Source organism: Bacillus sp. RC252, from assembly GCF_044909215.1.
Classification (GTDB): domain Bacteria; phylum Bacillota; class Bacilli; order Bacillales; family Bacillaceae_G; genus Bacillus_A; species Bacillus_A mycoides.
The window spans coordinates 1-22520 of sequence record NZ_JBIYDV010000009.1; the positions used below are offsets into that span (position 1 = coordinate 1).

The 22520-nt window shown below is 36.6% G+C and carries 24 protein-coding genes, 8 tRNA genes and 4 riboswitches; of the genes, 29 read left to right on the forward strand and 3 right to left on the reverse strand.

Translation table 11 applies throughout. From position 1 onward, the window contains the following. The first annotated feature begins 116 nt into the window (after nt 1–116). The 10 genes from ABH960_RS14410 to ABH960_RS14455 all read left to right on the forward strand — a co-directional run bounded on the left by ABH960_RS14410 (nt 117) and on the right by ABH960_RS14455 (nt 2894). Nucleotides 117–193: transfer RNA gene (locus ABH960_RS14410), tRNA-Met, on the forward strand. Nucleotides 194–195: 2 nt separating this feature from the next. Then, a tRNA-Asp gene (locus ABH960_RS14415) sits at nt 196–271 on the forward strand. A gap of 9 nt (nt 272–280) precedes the next feature. Beyond that, nucleotides 281–356, forward strand: a tRNA-Phe gene (locus ABH960_RS14420). Nucleotides 357–376: 20 nt separating this feature from the next. Beyond that, a tRNA-Thr gene (locus tag ABH960_RS14425) sits at nt 377–452 on the forward strand. Between the two features lie 3 nt (nt 453–455). After that, nucleotides 456–526, forward strand: a tRNA-Trp gene (locus ABH960_RS14430). Between the two features lie 10 nt (nt 527–536). Continuing rightward, nucleotides 537–613, forward strand: a tRNA-Ile gene (locus tag ABH960_RS14435). Nucleotides 614–620: 7 nt separating this feature from the next. Further along, nucleotides 621–695: transfer RNA gene (locus tag ABH960_RS14440), tRNA-Asn, on the forward strand. Between the two features lies 1 nt (nt 696). After that, a tRNA-Glu gene (locus ABH960_RS14445) sits at nt 697–768 on the forward strand. A 131-nt stretch (nt 769–899) separates the two neighbouring features. Continuing rightward, on the forward strand, nt 900–1319 hold the full coding sequence (locus ABH960_RS14450; protein ID WP_002010634.1) for a CBS domain-containing protein: 420 nt from the start codon (nt 900–902) through the stop codon (nt 1317–1319). Nucleotides 1320–1742: 423 nt separating this feature from the next. Next, on the forward strand, nt 1743–2894 hold the full coding sequence (locus ABH960_RS14455; RefSeq protein WP_113936776.1) for a DUF3965 domain-containing protein: 1152 nt from the start codon (nt 1743–1745) through the stop codon (nt 2892–2894). Between the two features lie 240 nt (nt 2895–3134). Here ABH960_RS14455 and ABH960_RS14460 read toward each other — a convergent pair whose 3' ends face one another. Beyond that, the gene (locus tag ABH960_RS14460; protein ID WP_002010638.1) at nt 3135–3467 is read right to left on the reverse strand and encodes a hypothetical protein; all 333 of its coding nucleotides are present in this window, start codon (nt 3465–3467) and stop codon (nt 3135–3137) included. Between the two features lie 5 nt (nt 3468–3472). Then, nucleotides 3473–4630 carry an SH3 domain-containing protein gene (locus ABH960_RS14465; RefSeq protein WP_404445995.1) on the reverse strand — a complete coding sequence of 386 codons (1158 nt, stop codon included), beginning with the start codon at nt 4628–4630 and terminating at the stop codon, nt 3473–3475. Nucleotides 4631–4889: 259 nt separating this feature from the next. Then, a riboswitch (TPP riboswitch) is annotated at nt 4890–5002 on the forward strand. Between the two features lie 60 nt (nt 5003–5062). After that, nucleotides 5063–5166: riboswitch (TPP riboswitch) on the forward strand. A gap of 89 nt (nt 5167–5255) precedes the next feature. Here ABH960_RS14465 and tenA point away from each other — a divergent pair. The 18 genes from tenA (at nt 5256) to kdpDN (ending at nt 20701) form a co-directional block, all read left to right on the forward strand. Next, nucleotides 5256–5951 carry a thiaminase II gene (gene tenA / locus ABH960_RS14470; protein WP_404445998.1) on the forward strand — a complete coding sequence of 232 codons (696 nt, stop codon included), beginning with the start codon at nt 5256–5258 and terminating at the stop codon, nt 5949–5951. Beyond that, nucleotides 5920–6669 (forward strand): ABC transporter ATP-binding protein, encoded by a 750-nt coding sequence (locus ABH960_RS14475; RefSeq protein ID WP_404446001.1) that lies wholly within the window; start codon nt 5920–5922, stop codon nt 6667–6669. Before tenA ends, ABH960_RS14475 begins: the two co-directional genes overlap by 32 nt. Further along, nucleotides 6669–7421: an ABC transporter permease gene (locus tag ABH960_RS14480; RefSeq protein WP_404446429.1), complete on the forward strand. Its 753-nt coding sequence runs from the start codon at nt 6669–6671 to the stop codon at nt 7419–7421. The genes ABH960_RS14475 and ABH960_RS14480 overlap by 1 nt, the downstream gene beginning before the upstream one ends. Continuing rightward, nucleotides 7418–8419 (forward strand): ABC transporter substrate-binding protein, encoded by a 1002-nt coding sequence (locus ABH960_RS14485; RefSeq protein ID WP_404446004.1) that lies wholly within the window; start codon nt 7418–7420, stop codon nt 8417–8419. Before ABH960_RS14480 ends, ABH960_RS14485 begins: the two co-directional genes overlap by 4 nt. Nucleotides 8420–8429: 10 nt before the next feature. After that, the gene (gene tenI, locus ABH960_RS14490) at nt 8430–9050 is read left to right on the forward strand and encodes a thiazole tautomerase TenI (protein ID WP_113936771.1); all 621 of its coding nucleotides are present in this window, start codon (nt 8430–8432) and stop codon (nt 9048–9050) included. Further along, nucleotides 9043–10152 (forward strand): glycine oxidase ThiO, encoded by a 1110-nt coding sequence (thiO, locus tag ABH960_RS14495; RefSeq protein ID WP_404446008.1) that lies wholly within the window; start codon nt 9043–9045, stop codon nt 10150–10152. The genes tenI and thiO overlap by 8 nt, the downstream gene beginning before the upstream one ends. A gap of 15 nt (nt 10153–10167) precedes the next feature. Continuing rightward, complete coding sequence (thiS, locus tag ABH960_RS14500) at nt 10168–10371, forward strand: sulfur carrier protein ThiS (RefSeq protein WP_001049509.1); 204 nt, start codon at nt 10168–10170, stop codon at nt 10369–10371. A 2-nt stretch (nt 10372–10373) separates the two neighbouring features. Continuing rightward, nucleotides 10374–11144 carry a thiazole synthase gene (gene thiG, locus ABH960_RS14505; protein ID WP_404446012.1) on the forward strand — a complete coding sequence of 257 codons (771 nt, stop codon included), beginning with the start codon at nt 10374–10376 and terminating at the stop codon, nt 11142–11144. Next, complete coding sequence (thiF, locus tag ABH960_RS14510) at nt 11137–12156, forward strand: thiazole biosynthesis adenylyltransferase ThiF (RefSeq protein WP_404446015.1); 1020 nt, start codon at nt 11137–11139, stop codon at nt 12154–12156. Before thiG ends, thiF begins: the two co-directional genes overlap by 8 nt. Nucleotides 12157–12162: 6 nt before the next feature. Next, nucleotides 12163–12984 (forward strand): bifunctional hydroxymethylpyrimidine kinase/phosphomethylpyrimidine kinase, encoded by an 822-nt coding sequence (gene thiD, locus ABH960_RS14515; protein ID WP_404446018.1) that lies wholly within the window; start codon nt 12163–12165, stop codon nt 12982–12984. Nucleotides 12985–13540: 556 nt separating this feature from the next. Next, a riboswitch (cyclic di-AMP (ydaO/yuaA leader) is annotated at nt 13541–13688 on the forward strand. Between the two features lie 93 nt (nt 13689–13781). After that, on the forward strand, nt 13782–14168 hold the full coding sequence (locus tag ABH960_RS14520) for a hypothetical protein (RefSeq protein ID WP_404446021.1): 387 nt from the start codon (nt 13782–13784) through the stop codon (nt 14166–14168). Nucleotides 14169–14184: 16 nt separating this feature from the next. Continuing rightward, complete coding sequence (locus ABH960_RS14525; protein ID WP_404446024.1) at nt 14185–14415, forward strand: hypothetical protein; 231 nt, start codon at nt 14185–14187, stop codon at nt 14413–14415. A 262-nt stretch (nt 14416–14677) separates the two neighbouring features. Continuing rightward, nucleotides 14678–14823: riboswitch (cyclic di-AMP (ydaO/yuaA leader) on the forward strand. Nucleotides 14824–14918: 95 nt separating this feature from the next. Further along, nucleotides 14919–15023 (forward strand): SipW-dependent-type signal peptide-containing protein, encoded by a 105-nt coding sequence (locus ABH960_RS14530; protein ID WP_000887888.1) that lies wholly within the window; start codon nt 14919–14921, stop codon nt 15021–15023. Then, on the forward strand, nt 15020–15100 hold the full coding sequence (kdpF, locus tag ABH960_RS14535) for a K(+)-transporting ATPase subunit F (RefSeq protein ID WP_000972378.1): 81 nt from the start codon (nt 15020–15022) through the stop codon (nt 15098–15100). The genes ABH960_RS14530 and kdpF overlap by 4 nt, the downstream gene beginning before the upstream one ends. 19 nt (nt 15101–15119) lie before the next feature. After that, nucleotides 15120–16787 carry a potassium-transporting ATPase subunit KdpA gene (kdpA, locus tag ABH960_RS14540; RefSeq protein ID WP_061675211.1) on the forward strand — a complete coding sequence of 556 codons (1668 nt, stop codon included), beginning with the start codon at nt 15120–15122 and terminating at the stop codon, nt 16785–16787. Between the two features lie 13 nt (nt 16788–16800). Continuing rightward, the gene (kdpB, locus tag ABH960_RS14545) at nt 16801–18891 is read left to right on the forward strand and encodes a potassium-transporting ATPase subunit KdpB (protein WP_219300003.1); all 2091 of its coding nucleotides are present in this window, start codon (nt 16801–16803) and stop codon (nt 18889–18891) included. Nucleotides 18892–18908: 17 nt separating this feature from the next. Further along, nucleotides 18909–19490: a K(+)-transporting ATPase subunit C gene (kdpC, locus tag ABH960_RS14550; RefSeq protein ID WP_404446028.1), complete on the forward strand. Its 582-nt coding sequence runs from the start codon at nt 18909–18911 to the stop codon at nt 19488–19490. A 56-nt stretch (nt 19491–19546) separates the two neighbouring features. After that, entirely contained in the window at nt 19547–20701 is a 1155-nt protein-coding gene (gene kdpDN, locus ABH960_RS14555; RefSeq protein WP_100248418.1) for a KdpD-like non-kinase potassium sensor, read from the forward strand. 19 nt (nt 20702–20720) lie between these two features. Here kdpDN and ABH960_RS14560 read toward each other — a convergent pair whose 3' ends face one another. Then, a complete protein-coding gene (locus ABH960_RS14560; protein ID WP_404446031.1) occupies nt 20721–21899 on the reverse strand; it encodes an MFS transporter in 1179 nt (392 codons plus the stop codon). 140 nt (nt 21900–22039) lie between these two features. Between ABH960_RS14560 and ABH960_RS14565 the strand changes: the two genes are divergently transcribed. Beyond that, nucleotides 22040–22501, forward strand: a complete 462-nt coding sequence (locus ABH960_RS14565) for a MarR family transcriptional regulator (protein WP_002125351.1) — start codon at nt 22040–22042, stop codon at nt 22499–22501. The last annotated feature ends 19 nt before the right edge of the window (nt 22502–22520 follow it).

Sequence of the window (22520 nt, forward strand, 5' to 3'; positions counted from 1 at the left end):
GAGGTATACCCAAGTTCGGCTGAAGGGATCGGTCTTGAAAACCGACAGGCGGCGAGAGTCGCGCGGGGGTTCGAATCCCTCTACCTCCTCCATTTATTTTTAAAACATAATATCGTCGCGGGGTGGAGCAGTACGGTAGCTCGTCGGGCTCATAATCCGAAGGTCGCAGGTTCAAATCCTGTCCCCGCAACCAATGGTCCCGTGGTGTAGTGGTTAACATGCCTGCCTGTCACGCAGGAGATCGCCGGTTCGACCCCGGTCGGGACCGCCATTTTATGTTGGCTCGGTAGCTCAGTCGGTAGAGCAGAGGACTGAAAATCCTCGTGTCGGCGGTTCGATTCCGTCCCGAGCCACCATTTTTTTTGTTTTTTTTTATGCCGGCTTAGCTCAATTGGTAGAGCAACTGACTTGTAATCAGTAGGTTGGGGGTTCAAGTCCTCTAGCCGGCACCATTTAGGGGCATAGTTTAAAGGTAGAACTGAGGTCTCCAAAACCTCCAGTGTGGGTTCAATTCCTACTGCCCCTGTAAAGTATATGGGCCTATAGCTCAGCTGGTTAGAGCGCACGCCTGATAAGCGTGAGGTCGATGGTTCGAGTCCATTTAGGCCCACCATATATATTCCGCAGTAGCTCAGTGGTAGAGCTATCGGCTGTTAACCGATCGGTCGTAGGTTCGAGTCCTACCTGCGGAGCCATGGCCCGTTGGTCAAGTGGTTAAGACACCGCCCTTTCACGGCGGTAACACGGGTTCGAATCCCGTACGGGTCATAAAAAAAGAGTCAGCATATTGCTGACTCTTTTTTATTATGTATAAGCCTCTTTTTATCACCTTATTTTCCCGAAATAAATAAAGGGATTTAGGAAAAGCTATGGTATGTATTAAAAGGAGGAGATGAAAAATGACGCAAGTTAGAGAACTTATGAGTACTCATATCGTACATTGTACACCATTAGACAATGTATATGAGGCAGCTGTAAAAATGAAGGAAGAATCGGTTGGATTGATTCCTGTTATTGAAAATAAACAAGTTGTTGGGCTTGTTACTGATCGAGACTTAGTTGTTCGTGGGATTGCTGAAAAACATCCTGGATCTAATCAAATTACAAATGTAATGACAACAAACATTGTTTCAGTTTCTCCAGATGATTCTATTGAAAAAGCTACAGAATTAATGGCACAATATCAAATTAGACGGTTACCGGTAGTTGAGAGCGGTCAACTTGTTGGGATGCTAGCACTAGGTGATTTAGCTATAAGAAAATCAGCAGATGATCAAGCAGGGTTTGCTTTAAGTGAAATCTCAGAGCATATGGAATAAATTATGTATAAAGATCAGATACATTATTCTAGTATATGCGGATTAAACTAATATGTTAGCGTGATGTATCTGAGACATTATATAATAAGTATAGAGTCAATATTTTTGACAGTTTTTTAAAATTTGTCATTCCTAATTTTTAATAAGAGAAAAAATGATATACTGAGAGATATAAGTATTATGATAGATTTTGAATATAACAATATTTATTGTTAATGATGTAATAATGAATTAATATTTCCTACGTAGATAAAGTGAAACTTTAATTATTGGGGGGTGTCCATCCCCCAATAATTATTAGTTGAACCAATCGGGCTTTTATAGGCAGTTTTATCTCCCACCTAACTTCCTCGTATTCGCAGAATTTTGAGGTGGGAGTCTTACTGCCCGCAAATAGCGGGATAAAAAGGGAAGGGGAATTATATGAGGGCTGTACAGGGCGATCCAAATTGGAATTTGGTTACAGATACATATATAGAACCAAATAATTTCGCTGAGTTATTTTCTTTGCTTGTACCTTGTCATCCAAAAGGTGAAGGGAAAGAGCGAACTATATTAGTATGGAAAGAAAAAGAATTTTATAAAGAAGAGAATTTAGCGCCATTTATCGTATATGGCATGAATAAAGTAAAGAATTTACCGCAGTTTCATAAAGATGAAATTCCAACTCTAGTACGTATTCTTCGTTTATGTCAAGAGATTGGTTGGTATGAAGAGGCAAATGCTTTTATGATAACCCAAGGGCTAGATGAATTTGTCCGAACTTCATTGGAGTATGAAACATGGGATCTTTTGACGAAAGCAGTTGCTTTAAACTATTTAATTATTAAATATCGTATTGGTGAATTAACAGCTGAGGATGTAGAAATTTGGGAGCGAGTTAAATTTAATGAGAAATGTATAACAGATTGCAAACATCTATTATCTCATAAAGAAGTATTGGAATTTACATTCTTTTATATGTGTAAGCGAGCTAAGCTACTGTCAAAAGAGCAATTAAATAGTGATATGATGAGTCTGGCAATGTATTGTAATACTTTTGTGTATGATTTATATACACATGACTTATTACGAAAGTATCGTAAGTGTACAGACTTCCTATCATATTATGGACCTAGTCAAGCAGTTTTAGCTTGTCAAAGAGCTGTACTTTCACAAATTTCCGATCGATTAGACCCTTTAAAGACAACTCATGTAGATGATTATTTATATGTGATGAAAGAAATGATGGAGCATATGACGATAGGGGTAATGGATCGGTATGGTCATTTTATTGGAAAGCTACTATCATATGTACCATTTTTCGAAATGATCCAAGTTCCACAGCATGCATATTATTGTGAAGAATTACTGTATATTTGTAAGGGAATTGAATACAAAGAAGAAATACTACGCAATTATATATTTATACAATTACATGATTGTTTACCATCATTCTTTAAACTATTTCTTAAAAATAAGCGTTATGCAACGATTCATGATATTCTTTTCTATTGGTGCGATGATGAACAAAGAATGAGCTTAGAGAAAAAATATAATCTTAGTTTTATTTATGAAAAATATGCTTGCGGATAAACCTTATTTTACATATTAAAAATTAATATAAATTAAAAAGGATCTCAAGTTTATGTGAGATCCTTTTTTGTTAGTAAAGCAAGGAGAAAGTAACTAAGATAAGAAATAACATTCCATAAAGGAGAAATTGTGCAGTATAACTTCTTTGTATACCAAAAAAAGTATTCATTTTTTCATATAAATTCAATATATATTTCATTGGATTATCTTTGAAAGATTGGTACACAGTGTCTCCTCTTTCTAAGCTTCTTGTTCATGTTTTTGGTTATTAGGAACATGAACGTATCTAGCTATGAATAATAAAACACCTATAAAGAATACAGGAAGTACGGTAGATAAATAAAAACCATTACTAATTATATTTGTTATAAGAGCACTTAAAAGAAAAATTACATTATAAATATGGGCAATTTTTTGTTTTAGCCGCATTTGTAATGCTTCCATAATGATTTCTAAAGCAACAAAAGCAATAATAATAGATAAAAATACAGTGTTCGTATTATAAATGATTAAACAACAGATTAAACCTAAAAAGGCCAGGTATTCAATAAAGAGAGGTATATTGCGTGGCATATAATTTACCTAACTAAATATGGCAGTGGGTTTACTGCATTTGTTTTTTCAAAATTCCATTCCCCATTATGTAATTCAAAATGGAGATGTTGCCCGTATGAATGACCTGTGTTTCCCATATGACCTACTAATTGTCCAGTTTGTACTTGATCACCAGCTTGTACAGTGCGATCCTTCATATGAGCATAAACTGTTGTATATAATTTCCCATTTATTTGATGGGCGATGAACACGACATTGCCGTAGCTAGCCGAATAATAAGATTTCACAACCTTACCTGCAGCAGCAGCTTGAATAGAGACATTTCCTTGTGCTGCTATATCTATACCATAATGCATTTGCTCCCAGCGCATATCAAAAGTGGAGCTGATTTTCCCTTGAGTAGGGAATTTGAAAACTGCTGGAATTGATGCAGGTGGAGCTGTTTCAGCGTGTGCTTGATTTTGATTTTGCACTACATAGTGTTTTGCTACATATCCGTATCCTGTGCCAAAACGAATTTTATACCAAGTACCTACCGTTTCTACTACTTGTACTTGTGTACCATTTTGTAATGAGCCAAGTAGAGTGCCACTTGTGCTAGCATTGCTACGTACATTTAATTTTGGTGTTGCAACAGTATACGAAGGAGAACCTTGTACTGTTACACCTTTTACTAGAGGTGTGGATCCATTAGATACAAATGTTTTTTGTACGTAACCAATTTGACCGTTATGTAATATTTTATACCAATCCCCTTGTTCACCTTGAATGGTAATGAATTGACCATTTGGTAATATATCTAGAATAGAAGACTCTGTATTAGGTTCAGAACGAACGTTTAATGCGTTTGCATTTACGATATATTGAGACTTTGGTTGAACATTTTTTTTGAATAGAATTGCATCTTTTTTCATATAGCCTGTTTTGTTGTTAACAGATACTTTATACCAATCTTGAGTTGTCTCAAGAATAGTAACCGGGCTATTAAATCGAATGTTATCAATTATTGCACTGTCTGTATGGCTATTTTGATGTAGTGCAACGTTGTCAATTTTTACATATCCAGTTTTTACTGTAGATGGTTGCTTAGCAGCCGCTGTTTGTATATCGGATTCTCCCATAGAAGGAAGTAAAGAAGCAATTGCGATAGTAGTTGCTGTTAAAGCTGTAGCTTTATTCATGTAATAAAGACCTCCTCTAGTTGTATAGTTGTAATTTTATTATAGTATAAAGATATAATATATTGGTCGTATTCACATAAATGTAATATGAAATCAATAAAAATAATGTCAGAAGAGAGATTCGTATATAAATATTGTATATATCATTTGTGAGGTCGCATTTATATTTGTTTAACACGTTAAGAATTAATTTTCAATTAAGAAAATTAAAACAGTTGATGATGTCTTATGGCGATGTTATACTGACAGTGATAATTTTATAGTTTGCTAGGAGGGCTGGTGTTGCCAGCTGAGAGTAGGGCCGTAAGCCTTTGATCCTTTTTATTACCTGATCTAGATTATGCTAGCGTAGGGAAGCAATTCGGACATTAACAATGAGTCCCCGTTTCTTTGCGTATAGAAACGGGGCTTTTTTATTTAAAAATTTCATATTAACACCACTAGGGGTGCTTTTCGTGCTGAGAGAGGAATAATCCTTAACCCTTACAACACCTGATCTAGATAATACTAGCGAAGGGAAGTGGAACAACGAATAAATTATAATTTTATTTGCTGTAACCACTTCTTATATACAGAAGTGGTTTTTTTATTGAAATAAATAGATATATAGGAAGGGGAATTATTAATGAAATTTTGTGAAAGATTATTTAATACGGTGCAGCCTGTTTGGGAGAAAAGTCATAATCATCCGTTTGTAGTAGGTATGGGGGATGGTACGTTGGAAAAAGACAAATTCCAGTACTATATTATTCAAGATTATTTATATTTGTTAGATTATGCAAAGCTATATGCAATTGGGGTTGTAAAGGCAACGAATCCACAAGTTATGGCAAAATTTTCAGAGCAAATTGATGGGATTTTAAATGGAGAAATGACGATCCATAAACAGTATGCAAACAAACTTGGCATTACTGTAGAGGAGATAGAATCTGCGAAACCATCTGCTAAAAATTTAGCCTATACAAATTACATGATGTCTGTATCTCAAAATGGCACACTTGCAGAATTAATATCAGCTTTACTTCCATGTATGTGGAGTTATTGGGAGATTGGAAAGCGTTTAAATGATATTCCTGGAGCAAGAGATCATGAGTTCTTTGGAGAGTGGATTCAAGGATATAGTTCTGAAGAATACGGTAACCTTTGTATTTGGTTAATAGATTTATTAAATGAAATGGCAGTTGGAAAGTCAGAGAAAGAGCTAGACCGATTAGAGGAGATTTTCTTATATTCCAGCCGATTTGAATATTTATTCTGGGATATGGCTTATCGTAAGGAGATGTGGGGTTTTGAGGAGCAAGAACATACTACAGTTTCATAATGTTTCCTTTCATTATGATGAGAAACCAATCATCGATGAATTAAATGCTTCTATACAAGATAAAGAGTTTGTAAGTATTATCGGACCGAGTGGATGCGGGAAAAGTACTTTATTTCGTCTTATTATAGGCTTAGAAGAGGCAAGTACTGGACAGATAGAGCTGACAAAAACAAAGAGTCATCCTGTAGGGTATATGCCCCAAAAAGATATGCTCTTGCCGTGGAGGACGATTATTGAGAATGCTGCCCTGCCGCTAGAGTGCCAAGGTGTGCAGAAGAAAGAAGCGCAAGTAAAAGCGAAAGAACTGTTACATAAATTTGGTTTACAAGGGTACGAGAAAAAATATCCGAAAGATTTATCTGGTGGTATGAGGCAACGCGTATCTTTTATCCGAACTTTATTAACAGGCGGGGAGATATTATTGTTAGATGAACCTTTTAGTGCATTGGACGCTTTAACGAAGGCATCTTTGCAAGAATGGTTGTTTGAACAATGGAAAGAGTGGGAAAAAACAATTTTATTTATCACTCATGATGTTGAAGAAGCATTGTTTCTTTCTAATCGAATTTTGGTTGTAGAAAATCAACCGATAGCAACTTTAACTGAGCGAATTGTGCCGCTTGATCGTAACCGAACAAGAAAAGATTTATATAAGCCTGAAGTGTTAGCGCTTAAAGAAGAGCTCCTTAGTATGTTACAAAGGCAGGTACTTGTATGATGAATCGCTTGAAGGAGTTATTACCTGCCCTTATATTAAGTGGAATTTTACTTGCTCTATGGGAAGTAGGAGCAAGAATTGTAGATGAGATGTACATTTTGCCATCACCTTCTGCAATTGTAATGAAGATATGGGTACTGAAAGATATATTATTTACGGTTCATTTACCTGCAACGTTGTACGTCGTTTTAATAGGCGTTGTTATTTCTATCGTACTGGGCGTAGGGCTAGCAATGTTAATGAATGCGAGTACGTGGATGGAAAGAGCATTTTATCCGTTATTAGTTGCTTCACAAACAATCCCGATTACTGCGCTTGCGCCGCTCTTCGTTTTATGGTTTGGATATACCATCTGGAGTAAGGTTGTTGTTACCGTTTTAATTACGTTTTTCCCAATTGCGGTCAATACGTATGATGGACTGCGCAGTACGAAAAAAGAATGGGAGGAGCTCTTAGTCACGTATGGTGCAACAAAAAAAGATGTTTTTCTAAAGCTAAAGCTGCCATCTGCTCTTCCTTACTTTTTCTCAGCGTTAAAAATTGCAGTTCCGCTTAGTGTGATCGGGGCAGCAATTGGAGAATGGCTCGGTGCACAAGCTGGGCTTGGATATTTCAGTAAAAGAATGATGACGCAGTTAGACGGAGCTGGTGTATTTGCACCAATTGTATTGTTATCATTATTAGCTATTTTCTTCGTCATACTTATTTCCACATTAGAAAAGAAATTCATTAGTTGGAGGAAACATTCATGAAATTATTAAAACGCATCTTTGTGTTTACATTATTAGTTGCAATGATTGCAGGATGTTCGAGTAACTCGGCATCAGATAAGAATAAATCAGAAAAAGAAATAACAGTAATGCTTGATTGGTACCCGAATGCGGTACATAGCTTTATTTATACGGCAATTGAAAAAGGATACTTTAAAGAAGAAGGAGTCAAGGTGAATATTAAATTCCCTTCTAATCCGACTGATCCATTAACGCTAGCGGCAGCAGGGAAAGTGACCGTTGGCTTGTATTATCAACCAGATGTTGTCATGGCAAAAGCAAATGAACAAATTCCAGTGAAATCAATTGGAGCTGTCGTACGTTCGCCGTTAAATCATGTTGTATCGCTGAAATCAGCAGGTATTAAGTCACCTAAAGACTTAGAAGGAAAAACAGTTGGATATTCTGGGACCCCTTTAAGTGAAGCATATTTAAAAACGATGGTAAAAGAAGATGGTGGTAATCCAGATACAGTAAAAGTAGTCGATGTTGGATTTGATTTAGTACCAGCGTTAATTACGAAAAAAGTGGATGCTGTAACAGGAGCATACATTAACCATGAAGTACCTGTTATGCGTCATGAGGGCCATGAACCAGCGTACTTTAATCCAGCTGATTACGGTGTGCCGAATTATCATGAGCTTGTGTTTGTAACAGGTGATAAAACTTTGAAAAAGGATAAAGAAGCATTACAGGCCTTTTTACGTGGTGCGAAAAAGGGATATGATTTCATGAAGAAAAATCCGGATGAAGCATTAAATATTTTATTAGATCATCAAGAAAAAGAAAACTTCCCACTTGTACCAGAAGTTGAAAAAGAAAGTATGAAAATTTTATTAGAGAAGATGGAAACGAAAGATGAGCCATTCTTATCGGATTCAAAAGAGTCATGGGAGAAACAAAATAAATGGTTGAAAGACAAAGGAATGGCGAAAGAAATTGTTCCAGCCGATGAATTATTCGAAAACATTTTAAAGTAGGCGAATGAATATGAAAAATGAGCTTCATGTAATCTCAAATGGCCATATGCCATTTGAAGAATTAGTGAATGTAGCGATGCAAATTGAGAGTGAGATTGATTATTTGCATATTCGTGAGCGTGAGAAGAGCACGAAGGAATTGTATGAAGGTGTGGAAAGTCTTTTGGGGAAAGGCTTTCCGGCATCGAAGATAGTGATAAATGATCGAATTGATATTGCTATTCTATTAAATATTCCGCGTGTGCAGCTAGGATATCGAAGCGCAGATGTAAGGTCGGTGAAAGAAAAGTTTTCTTATTTGCATGTTGGCTATTCAGTACATTCTTTAGATGAAGCGATAGTGGCATTTAAAAATGGAGCGGATTCACTCGTTTACGGTCATGTATTTCCAACGGCTTGTAAAAAGGATGTGCCAGCAAGAGGATTAGAAGAAATTGCTCATATGGCAAGATGCTTATCCATACCAATAACTGCAATTGGTGGGATTACCCCTGAAAATACAGGTGATGTTCTTGCAAATGGTGTAAGTGGCATTGCTGTTATGTCTGGGATTATAAGCAGTAGTAATCCGTATAGCAGGGCGAAATCTTATAAGGAATCAATAAGAAAGTGGGCGGAAAAACATGTGTAAGAAGTATGATGTAGCGATTATTGGCGGAGGTGTAATTGGTAGCTCAGTTGCACACTTTCTAGCAGAAAGAGGGCATAAAGTAGCGATTATAGAGAAACAAAGAATCGCATCTGAAGCTTCGAAAGCAGCTGCTGGTTTGCTCGGTGTTCAGGCAGAATGGGATGCATATGATCCGCTGTTTGAGCTTGCTAGAGAAAGCCGTGTTATATTTCCACAACTTGCAGAAGTTTTACGTGAAAAAACAGGCATCGATATTGGGTATGAAGAAAAGGGCATTTATCGCATCGCTCAAAATGAAGATGAGAAGAAAAGAATTCTTCATATTATGGATTGGCAACAGAAAACAGGTGAAGATTCATATTTTCTAACGGGTGATCGTTTGCGAGAAAAAGAGCCGTTTCTATCCGAATCAATTATAGGAGCGGTATATTATCCGAAAGATGGTCACGTTATTGCGCCAGAGCTTACGAAAGCATTCGCACATTCTGCAGCAATTTCCGGAGCTGATATATATGAACAAACAGAAGTGTTTGATATTCGTATTGAAAATAATAAAGTGACTGGAATTGTGACAAGCGAAGGTGTAATCACATGTGAAAAGGTCGTTATCGCCGGAGGATCATGGAGTACGAAATTACTACATTATTTTCAGAGTGATTGGGGTACATATCCTGTTAAGGGGGAGGTTGTTGCAGTAAGAAGCAGGAAACCTCTGTTGAAAGCTCCTATTTTCCAGGAGAGGTTTTATATTACGCCGAAGCGCGGTGGCCGTTATGTGATTGGGGCAACGATGAAGCCTCATACATTTAATAAATCTGTACAACCAGAAAGTATTACTTCCATATTAGAGCGTGCCTACACAATATTGCCTGCTTTAAAAGAAGCAGAATGGGAAAGTACGTGGGCTGGGTTAAGACCGCAGTCTAATCATGAAGCTCCTTATATGGGAGAGCATGAAGAAATAAAAGGTTTATATGCTTGTACGGGCCATTATCGAAACGGCATTTTATTAAGTCCTGTTTCTGGTCAGTATATGGCTGATTTAATAGAAGGAAAGCAGGAGAATCACTTGCTAGATTCATTGCTTTCTAAAATGGTTTAGAAAGGGGATGGAAGTTTGAATTTAAAAATTAATGGTAACCAAATTGAAGTACCAGAGAGTGTAAAAACAGTAGCTGGGCTACTTACACATTTAGAGTTAGATAACAGAATTGTTGTAGTAGAACGTAATAAAGATATTTTACAAAAAGATGATCATAACGATACATCTGTTTTTGATGGGGACCAAATTGAGATTGTAACTTTCGTAGGAGGCGGTTGATTATGTTAAACATTGGACAATTTTCATTTCATTCTAGACTTTTATTAGGAACAGGGAAATTCCCTGATTTTGATGTGCAGCAAAAGGCAATTGATGTTTCTGAGGCTGAGATTTTAACATTCGCAGTACGTCGTATGGATATATTTGATGCAAAGCAGCCTAATTTATTAGAGAAACTTGATGTAAAAAAATATACGTTATTACCGAATACAGCTGGAGCAAAAAATGCTGAAGAAGCTGTTCGTATTGCAAAATTAGCAAAAGCTTCTGGACTTTGCGATATGATCAAAGTAGAAGTTATTGGTGATGATAGAACGTTATTACCTGATCCAGTAGAAACGTTAAAGGCATCTGAAATGTTACTAAAAGAAGGATTTATCGTACTTCCGTATACATCTGATGATGTTGTATTAGCACGTAAATTACAAGAATTAGGTGTGCATGCAATTATGCCAGGAGCATCACCAATCGGTTCAGGGCTTGGTATTGTAAATCCGTTAAATTTAAGCTTCATTATTGAACAAGCGACAGTACCAGTTATCGTTGACGCTGGTATCGGTAGCCCAGCTGATGCGGCATTTGCGATGGAATTAGGAGCGGATGGTGTGTTATTAAATACTGCAGTATCTGGAGCGAACGATCCTATTAAAATGGCATACGCAATGAAATTAAGTATTGAGGCAGGACGATTAGGGTTTGAAGCAGGTCGTATTGCACGCAAGCGCTGCGCGACAGCAAGTAGTCCTTTAGAAGGAATGAGCGTAGTTGAATAATCGATATTCTCGCCAAGAACTATTTTCTCCAATTGGGGAAGAAGGGCAACAAAAGCTAGGGGAAAAGCATGTACTTATTATCGGTGCGGGTGCATTAGGTAGTGCAAATGCAGAGATGTTTGTAAGGGCAGGCGTTGGTAAGGTAACAATTGTTGACCGCGATTATGTAGATTGGAGTAATTTACAAAGGCAGCAATTGTATGCAGAGCGTGATGTAGAGAATAACCTTCCGAAGGCTGTGGCGGCAAAAAAACGTCTAGAAGAGATTAATAGTGAAGTAAGAGTAGAAGCTCTCGTTCAAGATGTAACGGCTGAAGAATTAGAAGAACACGTTACAAATGTTGATGTAATCATCGATGCGACTGATAATTTCGAAACGCGTTTCATTGTGAATGATGTAGCGCAAAAATATTCTATTCCATGGGTTTACGGGGCATGTGTAGGAAGTTACGGTCTTTCTTATACTATTCTTCCAGGCAAAACGCCATGTTTATCTTGTTTATTACAATCGATTCCACTTGGCGGAGCGACATGTGACACAGCGGGGATTATATCACCTGCTGTATCTCTCGTCGTTTCTCATCAAGTAACGGAAACACTTAAACTGCTAGTAGAAGATTATGACTCGCTTCGAGATGGACTTGTGTCATTTGATGTATGGAAAAATGAGTATTCATGTATGAATGTGCAAAAGCTTCGTAAACATAATTGTCTATCATGTGGTGAGCAAGCATTATATCCGTATTTAAATAAGGAAAATACTTCAAAAACAGCGGTGTTATGCGGGAGAAATACAGTTCAAATTAGACCACCTCATAAAGAGGAACTGGATTTTGAACAATATAAAAAATTGCTGAATGATCGTGTGAATGATTTAAATGTAAATCCATATTTATTATCATTTTCGGTTGAAGAAAAGAGATTAGTTGCTTTTAAAGATGGCCGTGTACTTGTACATGGAACGAAAGATATAAGCGAAGCGAAAACAATTTATCATCGCTATTTTGGGTAGAAAAGGATGAGTGGAATGAAAGTGAATAAAGCTTTAACAATTGCAGGGTCTGATAGCGGAGGCGGCGCTGGGATTCAGGCGGATTTAAAAACATTCCAAGAGCTTGGTGTGTATGGAATGACGGCTATTACGGCAATTACTGCTCAAAATACGCTTGGCGTTCAAGGGGTATATCCTGTTTCTTTAGAAGGAATTACGGAACAGCTGAATTCAATTGGTACGGATTTAACGCCAGATGCTGTAAAACTAGGAATGTTATTTAGCAGTGAAATTATTCAAATTGTTGCAGAACATATTAAAAAATTCGGCTGGAATAATATTGTGCTAGATCCTGTTATGATTGCAAAAGGCGGGGCATCATTATTACAACAAGAAGCAGTACAAGCATTAAAGGAATATTTATTACCAGTAGCAACTGTCGTAACACCAAATGTTCCGGAAGCAGAAGTGTTAACTGGGATGGAGATTCATAATGTTGAAGATAGTAAAGAAGCTGCGAAAGTATTACATGAATTAGGGGCTAAATATGTTCTTATGAAGGGCGGACATGCAGAATATCAAGGTAATGAAGTAATTGATTTACTCTTTGATGGAGAGCAGTTTATTGAATTTAGGAGCGAACGAATTCCTTCGAAGCAGACGCACGGAAGCGGATGTACATTTGCGTCTGCAGTTACAGCAGGACTTGCTAAAGAATATTCAATCGAAGAGGCAGTTCAAGAGGCAAAACGATTTATTAGTATAGCGATTGAAGAGCCGTTGAATATTGGAAGTGGTCATGGACCGACGAATCATTTTGCGTATAAAGTGAATAAGACACATGCATAAGTGAAAATTTAACCAGTGGGGCTATATCCTCACTGGTTATTAATGTTAATGATTAATAGAGATTTAATATATGTTAGCAAATGTGATTGGCTCTTCTTGTTTAAATGCGTCCTTTAGATGAGTAAAGTATATAAAAGGTGTGATGAGATTAATATTAAATATATAAAATAGGGAATCATAGCTTTCTTATTTTTACTTAAGTATTTACTATAAATTAATAACAAACAAGAAATTAAAAAAATGATTTCTAATGTAGTACGGAATTCAGTATAACTAGTAATAGTAACTAAAATCGCTAAAATTAATAGTAACGAATTACCTAGAAAATTTATTATTTTAATAAAATTATTCTTTTTATCCTCGGTCATATAGCATCCTCGTTTCACGTTTAATTTTTAATCATTTCTTTATTTAGTATTATTACAATACGACTCATGAAAATTCCTATTGAATATAAATATTTATAATGTCCAGCAACAATGAAAAATCCACCTTAAGGATTTTTCATTGTTTACTTTTTCAAAATACAGGAGTAATATATCAGCCAGAATACATTTTTTGTAATACGCTGAGTCCAAATGTATGGAGCGGAGGAACCAATTTGTGCGTCGTCACTAGGGGTGAATCTTTCAATGTTGAAAGTAGGGCTACTCTCAAAGCCCGAATCCGACAGCTAACTTCGTAAGCGTCTTGAGAGAGGACGGTGCCATGATGGATACATCACTTCATCGGTCTGATTAGTATAGGAGAATATCAATATATGTTTGAGTTCTTTTATGCTAAGGAGGATGAGGTACATGGAACTAACACTTATTTGTGTTGGAGAAAAAAACAAGGTAAAGAGTTTAAGAGAGCTAGTAGCATTTCAGCATGAGTTAATTATTTTTACAGCCAATGAAGAGATAGCGGATGAAGTTAGAGAGTATGGGTTTGAATCAGCTTATAGCTGTAATAAGGAGAAGGATTTTACTAGTATTTGCACACGTATTAAGAAGGTGATTTTACTAGGGGATGAGCTTCCGATAGTTAGTTTCTTCACAGAACACATTCGTTTTTCTTTTCAAGCGCCTATTACTGTTGTTACAAAGAATAAACGCTATCCGACCAGGCTCTATGAAACAATTGGAGCTAAATTTGTAGTGTTTACGAACTGTGATAATATTTCTTTTTTATTTTTTGAATAGGGCGGGGGAAATGAAGATGAAAGTGTTGTTACTAGGAGATATAGCGAATCGTTGGACGATATCGGTAGAGAGAGTTCACGAATTGGTAGTGCTCGATCCTCTTTTTCCAGGGCCATATATTATATTACCATCAAAAGATGTTTTGTATTTAGAGGCGGATATTACCGAATATGAGCAGTTACATGCAGAATTATCACAAGTTTATATTCGAGGGAGAAATTTGCGTGCTTTTTTGCGTGGAGAATAAAGGTTGAATGAAAAAAGAGCGAATGCTGAGTGCAACAAGCTATGCACTTCATGTCATTCGCTCTTTTTATTTCATATTTAAAAGATCATTTCTATGAAAAAAAAAGAAAACACAAGAAAATAGATGAAAGAATATTAAAAATAAGCAATGTAAGCGTTTAAATGGCAGAATTTTTTCTTATTTTAAGTAATTTGCCTCTTTACAAGTTAAATTTAGAGGAGTATATTTACTCTCATAAATCATTCATGAAATTTCCAAAAAAAACCTAAAATCGCTGAGTTCCAGAAATGGAGCGGGGGAACCAATTTTGTGCATTGTCACTTGGGGTGAATCTTTCAATTTTGAAAGTAGGGCTACTCTTTAGGCCCGAATCCGACAGCTAACCTCGTAAGCGTTTAGAGAGGAGGTTTACTTTGTGTTGTTCGTTTCGAACACTAAGTAGAGCTTAGTGTTCTTTTTTTGATAACTAGATGGTAAAAATTAACAAAAAGTGAGGGGTAGTTATGTTAGATGTTGTAATGATCGGTATTTTTGTTGGGTTAGTCGCATCGATGGCAAGTCTTGCAAGTTGGTCAGATAAAGTTGTGAAAGAAGGGAAGCAATCATGATGATTGCCTTATCGGTTATTGTTGCAGCGATTACGGTGTACTTAGTGTACGCATTATTAAATCCAGAGAAGTTTTAATTAGGGGGAATCATTCATTATGATTTGGGTTGCAGTCGTTATTACAATGCTCTTGTTTATTTTAGTAGCAAAGCCAACGGGGATTTATTTAGAAAAAGCTTTTCAAGGTAGCAAAACGCTAGATAAAGTATTCGGGCCTTTTGAAAAACTTATTTTTAAAATTACGGGTGTAAAAGCATACAATCAAACGTGGAAACAGTACGCATTATCATTAGTTTTACTCAATGGATTTATGATTGTTGTCGTATATTTCATTTTCAGATTACAAGGCGTATTGCCATTAAATCCAGCGCATATTGAAGGGATGGAGCCTACGCTCGCTTTTAATACAGCAATTAGTTTTATGGCTGATACAAATTTACAGCATTATAGCGGTGAAAATGGTTTGTCTTATTTATCACAATTAATCGGGATTACATTTTTAATGTTTGCAGCACCAGCAACGACGTTAGCGCTCGTTATGGCATTTATAAGAGGGCTCGCTGGAAAAGAACTTGGTAACTTTTTCGTTGATTTTACGAGAGCTTTAACGAGAGTATTTCTTCCTATTGCGTTTGTTGCAGCGCTAATCTTTGTCGCACTTGGTGTACCACAAACGTTAGACGGGGCAGTTACAGCACAAACAATTGATGGGGCAAAACAAAGTATTTTACGTGGTCCAGTTGCATCATTCGTTTCCATTAAGGAACTTGGAAATAACGGCGGTGGATTTTTCGGGGCAAACTCTACACATCCTTTTGAAAATCCAGGGCAAATGAGTAATATTTTGCAAATGATGCTTATGATGTTATTGCCAACAGCACTTCCATTTACGTACGGACGAATGGTAGGAAATAAAAAACAAGGTCGCATCCTTTTCGTGTCACTATTCATGGTGTTTTTACTAGGATTTATAACGATTACGACATCTGAATTACATGGAAATCCAGTGTTAAATGGAATGGGTATCGAACATGTACAAGGAAGTACAGAAGGAAAAGAAGTCCGATTTGGAACAGTATTTTCTTCCCTTTATGCGACAGTAACGACAGCTGCGGAAACGGGGGCCGTTAATACGATGCATGATACGTTAACACCAATTGGTGGTCTAGTTCCACTCGTAAATATGATGTTAAATACAGTATACGGCGGTGTTGGAGCAGGTTTTGTGAACATTATTATGTATGCAATTATTGCAGTCTTTATATCTGGTTTAATGGTTGGACGGACACCGGAGTTTTTAGGTAAGAAAATTGAGGGTAAGGAAATGAAATTGATTGCGGTAACGATTTTATTTCATCCATTGCTTATTTTAGGGTTTTCAGCATTAGCTCTTTCAACAAGCTTAGGAACGGATGCAATTTCTCATTCAGGTTTCCACGGTTTAACGCAAGTTGTATATGAGTACACATCGTCAGCTGCGAATAACGGATCTGGATTTGAAGGTTTAGCAGACAATACACCGTTTTGGAATATTACGACTGGTTTAGTTATGTTTTTAGGACGCTATTTCAGTTTAATTACGATGCTAGCTGTTGCAGCTTCACTGAAAGAGAAGACGGTAGTACCAGAAACAGTCGGAACGTTCCGTACAGATAATGGTTTATTTGGAGGGATATTTATCGGAACAATTGTAATTGTTGGTGCGTTAACATTCTTCCCGATGTTAGTACTCGGCCCAATTGCAGAATTTCTTACATTGAAGTAATGGAGGGTAAATGATGAGACCGGTAGTAGTAAAAGAAAAACAAGTAGATCAGTCACAAATACATGCTGTAGAAGATGAGGTTAGACAAGCGAAAACGATGGATCGTGATATCGTGACACATGCGATGAAACAATCCTTTGCGAAATTGAATCCGAAAGTAATGATAAAGAATCCGATTATGTTCGTTGTGGAAATTGGATTTATCATTACGTTAATTTTATCCTTTCTTCCAAGTAGTTCTAGTAGTGTACCAGGGTGGTTTAATATAACAGTTTCTCTCATTCTATTATTTACAGTTTTATTTGCTAACTTTGCAGAAGCTTTAGCTGAAGGGCGTGGTAAAGCGCAAGCTGATTCTTTAAAACAATCGAAGAAAGATGTGTTTGCAAATGTTGTAAAAGAAAATGGAGACATTGTTCAAGTTTCAGCAACTGAGCTGAGAAAAGGTGACGTTGTTATTGTAAAACAAGGGGAAATGATTCCGAATGATGGTGAAGTAATTAAAGGATTAGCGTCTGTAGATGAATCAGCAATTACAGGGGAATCAGCTCCTGTTATAAAAGAAGCAGGTGGCGATTTTTGTTCAGTAACAGGCGGAACGATGGTCGTAAGTGACGAGATTACGATTGTGATTACGAGTAATCCTGGTGAATCATTTATTGATAAAATGATTTCTTTAGTAGAAGGAGCTGCTCGTCAAAAAACGCCGAATGAGATTGCTTTAAATACAGTATTAACGAGCTTAACTCTTATTTTCTTAATCGTTGTTGTGACGTTGCCGATTTTTACAAATTATTTAGGGTTTCAAATTGATACAGCTGTACTTGTTGCATTGTTAGTTTGTCTAATTCCAACGACAATTGGTGGGTTATTATCGGCAATCGGTATTGCTGGGATGGACCGCGTAACAAAGTTCAATGTATTAGCAATGTCAGGGAAAGCAGTAGAAGCTGCGGGTGATATTAATACAATTATTTTAGATAAAACAGGTACGATCACTTTCGGGAACCGGATGGCACATACACTACTCCCTGTAGGAAATGAAACGATTGAGCAAGTAGGAAAATGGGCTGCGATTAGCTCAGTTTTAGACGAAACACCAGAAGGTCGATCAGTTATAGAATATGTACAAACGAAATCTATATCATATAATAGAGAACTTGCAGAACAAGGTGAATTTGTCCCGTTTAAAGCAGAAACGAGAATGAGTGGTGTTGATTTACAGGATGGAACGAAAGTAAGAAAAGGTGCTGTTGGTGCCGTTATTGAATGGGTTCAATCAAAAGGCGGAACGATTCCGAAAGATGTGAATCAAAAAGCAGATTTAATTTCAAAAGAGGGTGGAACACCACTTGTAGTTGCAGTGGATGATCGTATTTACGGTTTAATTTATTTAAAGGATACAGTAAAACCTGGTATGCGTGAGCGTTTTGAACAATTGCGCCAAATGGGAATTAAAACGGTTATGTGTACAGGGGATAACCCATTAACAGCAGCAACAATTGCAAAAGAAGCAGGGGTAGATGAATTCGTTGCTGAGTGTAAACCAGAAGATAAAATTGCAGTTATTAAAGCAGAGCAAGATAAAGGTAAACTTGTAGCGATGACAGGTGATGGTACAAATGATGCCCCGGCATTAGCGCAAGCTGACGTTGGGTTAGCGATGAATAGTGGTACGACAGCTGCGAAAGAAGCAGCAAATATGATCGATTTAGATTCGAATCCAACTAAAATTATTGAGGTTGTAGGAATCGGTAAGCAATTGTTAATGACACGAGGTGCGTTAACGACGTTTAGTATTGCGAATGATATTGCAAAATATTTTGCAATCATTCCAGCAATGTTTACACTTGCGATTCCGCAAATGGAAGCATTAAACATTATGAAATTAACATCACCGCTTTCAGCAATCTTATCAGCATTAATATTTAATGCGGTTATTATTCCGTTACTTATTCCGCTAGCGATGAAAGGTATCGCATATAAACCAATGAGTTCTAATGCATTGCTTAGCAGAAACTTACTCATTTACGGGCTTGGCGGAGTGATCGTTCCATTCATTGGAATTAAAGTAATTGATATGATTGTCGGCTTGTTCATATAAGGAAGAGGGGAAAAAAGATGGCGGAAAAACAAAGTATACTTTCACCAATTATTCGTATTACTTTTACGTTCTTAGTCTTGTGCGGCCTTGTATACCCGCTTATTGTAACTGGTATTGTGCAAGCGGTAATGAAGGATAATGCGGATGGAAGTCTTATATATAATGATAAGGATGAAGTAGTTGGTTCAAAATTAATCGGTCAAAATTTCACAGATCCACGTTATTTTCATGGACGTGTTTCTAGTATAGAATATAAAGCAGAAGCATCTGGCTCAAATAACTATGCGCCGTCTGATCCAGATTTAGCAAAACGAGTTGAGAAAAGTATTGAAGACTGGAAGAAACAAAACCGGGCCGTTCCAGTTACAGAAGTACCGATAGATTTAGTGACGAATTCGGGTTCAGGGCTTGATCCTGACATTAGTCCAAAAGCGGCTTCTGTGCAGGTAGATCGCATCTCGAAATTAACGAATATTCCGAAAGAAAAGCTGAATCAACTGATTAAGGATCAAACGGAAGGTGCTGCACTCGGCTTGTTTGGAGAAGATCGCGTGAACGTCTTAAAGTTAAATTTAGAATTACAGAAATTAATGAAATAGTAACAGTGCTACCTCAATCTAACGGATTGAGGTAGTGTTGTTTCGAAAGAAAGGTTGTGAGTGTTTTGTATGCGGATGACTATAAACCGACGTTTCAAAGGCGAACACCAGAAGAGTATTTAGAATACATTCGTCAGCAAAATCGCGGAAAGTTAAAGCTATACGTAGGGGCTGCACCTGGAGTTGGGAAAAGTTATAAAATGCTATTTGATGCAAGAGAGATGAAAAAAGACGGTATTGATATTGTAGTTGGTTTAATTGAAACACACGGTAGAAAAGAGACGGAAGAAGCAATTGCTGATTTAGAAAAAGTTCCTTTAAAAGAAATAGATTATAAAGGGAAAGTATTTTATGAACTTGATGTAGAAGGAATTATAAAGCGGGCACCACAAATTGTTGTTGTGGATGAACTTGCGCATAGTAATATTCCCGGGTCGAAAAATAAGAAACGTTACATGGATGTGCAGGAATTGTTAGATGCCGGTATATCTGTATTATCAGCGTTTAATATTCAACATTTAGAAAGCGTTCATGATATTGTAGCTCAAATTACGAATGTCAAAGTACGAGAGCGTATTCCAGACTTTATTTTACAAAAAGCAAATGAAATTCAGCTTGTTGATGCAACACCTGAGGTACTCCGAAAGAGATTAATAGATGGAAAGATATATAAGGAAGAAAAAATTCAACAAAGCTTACAAAACTTCTTTACGATAAATAATTTAGGGGCATTAAGAGAGTTATCACTTCGAGAAGTTGCAGATGATATGGATGAGAAAATTAGCCAAACAGTAATAGAACCGATAGGTGTGAAAGAAAAAATTCTCGTTTGTGTACAATACAGTTCAACAGCAGAGAAATTAATACGGAGAGGTTGGCGCATGGCTGATCGGCTAAATGCTGAATTGTATGTGTTAAACGTTGAAAGAGAAAATATAGATTCTATTTCAGCAGGCAAAAAGCAGACGATTGAAGAATGGAAATCGCTAACGAATCAATTTGATGCGAGCTTTGTATTAGAAGAAGCAAAGGGAAGAAAGCCCGCTGATGTTATTATTGAAGTTGCAAAAAGACTACAGGTGACACAAGTTTTACTTGGGCAATCGGCGAGAACACGGTGGGAAGAAATACGAAAAGGTTCTATTGTAAATGAAATTATGAGACAAACGAAGTATATTGATATTCATATCGTTGCTGATCAAAGAGCTTAAGAGACCATCTATAGGTCTCTTAAGCTCTTTGTGCAGCATGGGAATGTAGCATTTTCATTGCGTGTAAAACTATAAGTAGAAATATAATTGCCCCTAGGAAGAAAATCCAAAAGTAATTTTGATTAAATAAAAGAAACCCACCTACAATAGGCCCTGTACCCATACCAAGATAGCGAATGAAGTTGTACATACCGATGGCAGTTGCGCGTTCTTGTACGAATTCTTCCGTTAATAAAGTAGTGTGAGTCGGCATAGAAAGTCCCATACTAAAACCGTATAAAGAGGTAACGATAATTACGGATGGGATATTGATGCTATATGTGAAAGAGAATAAAGTGACACATATAATGTTGAAGAAACTAGTGATGAATAAAGCCAGCCTTGTTGTGAAATGTTTTTGCAAAAATTTGTAGCAATAGCTTCCTAACATAAGAGAAAGGGACATCGGTACAAACATAAGACCAATTTCGCTTGCGCTTAGATGAAATATATTTGTTAATATGCTAGGTAAAAAAACGAGGAAACAGAAATATATACAAAATTGAATAAAGCCAATAAGTGTAATGGAAAATCCAGTTTTATTTTTTAAGATAAGCCAGTAATTCTTTTTTGCTTTAGGTTTCTCAATTACATTTGGTTTTGTTTCTGGAAGTAGTGAAATGTTTATAATTAATAAGATGATGCCAATTGTAGATAAAAAAAGAAATACAGATAAGTGGCCATTTATACTGCCGAGATAGCCACCTATGAGAGGACCGATTGCAGGTGCGAGAGCAAGTAACATTTGATAAAGGCTCATCGCTTCTCCGCGTTCTTTTCCTTCAAATAAATCACCGATAATCGTTGCTGCAACTACAGGTATAGCCGCTATTCCTATAGCTTGAACAGCTCTAAAAAATAGAAATAAGTAAATGTTTGGTGAGAAAGCACAACCAATTGAGCCGATTGTACTAATGATTAAACTAGGGATAAGGACAGATTTTCTTCCCTTTGTATCAATTAAAGGTCCGTATATGAGCTGCATAACCGCAAGAACGAATGTGAAAAGTGAAACGGTTAAATTTACAAGATAAAGAGAAGTATGAAACGAATTTTGAATCATCGGCAAGATAGGTGTATAAATATTTTGAGCGAAGGAACCGAGTAAGGCACTCATACAGACAACATATAAAATGAAATTCAGTTTGGTTTTTTCCATAATGTTAACCTCCTTGTCATTTGGTTTCTTTGGAAACTAAATTAATTTTAACATGATTTTCTCACTTGTAAAGATGAAAAAATGATTTTAAAATGGTATATAGTTAAATTGTTTCTTTGGAAACTTAGGAGGCGAATGGATTGGAACGTACAGCGAAACAAATGGAAATACTTTCGGATATTCGTACACTTTTTCATAAAAAAGAAGAGCATTTGAAAGAAAATAATGAGAAGTTTCTTCGTGAGACAGGTGTAAGTGGTATGTCTTTATCTGAGTTACATGTTATCGAGTGTATCGGAAAAAATGGTCTGATGAATGTAACTGCTATTGCAACAGAAATGGGAATGACGAAAGGCGCAATCTCTAAAATTTGTACAAAGTTGTTTCAAAAGCAATTCGTTGAGAAAATGCAAATGTTAGATAATCAAAAAGAAATTTTCTTCCGCTTAACGGAAAGAGGAAATGAAATATATAAAGCTCATGAAAAATTGCATAAACAAGCTGAAGAAAAGTGGCTGTTACTTTTAGATGGATATACGAAAGAAGAGCAAGATTTTATTCAAAGGTTTATAAAGGATGTCTCTGGTCATTTGGAAATATAATTGGAAGAAAAAACCCCTC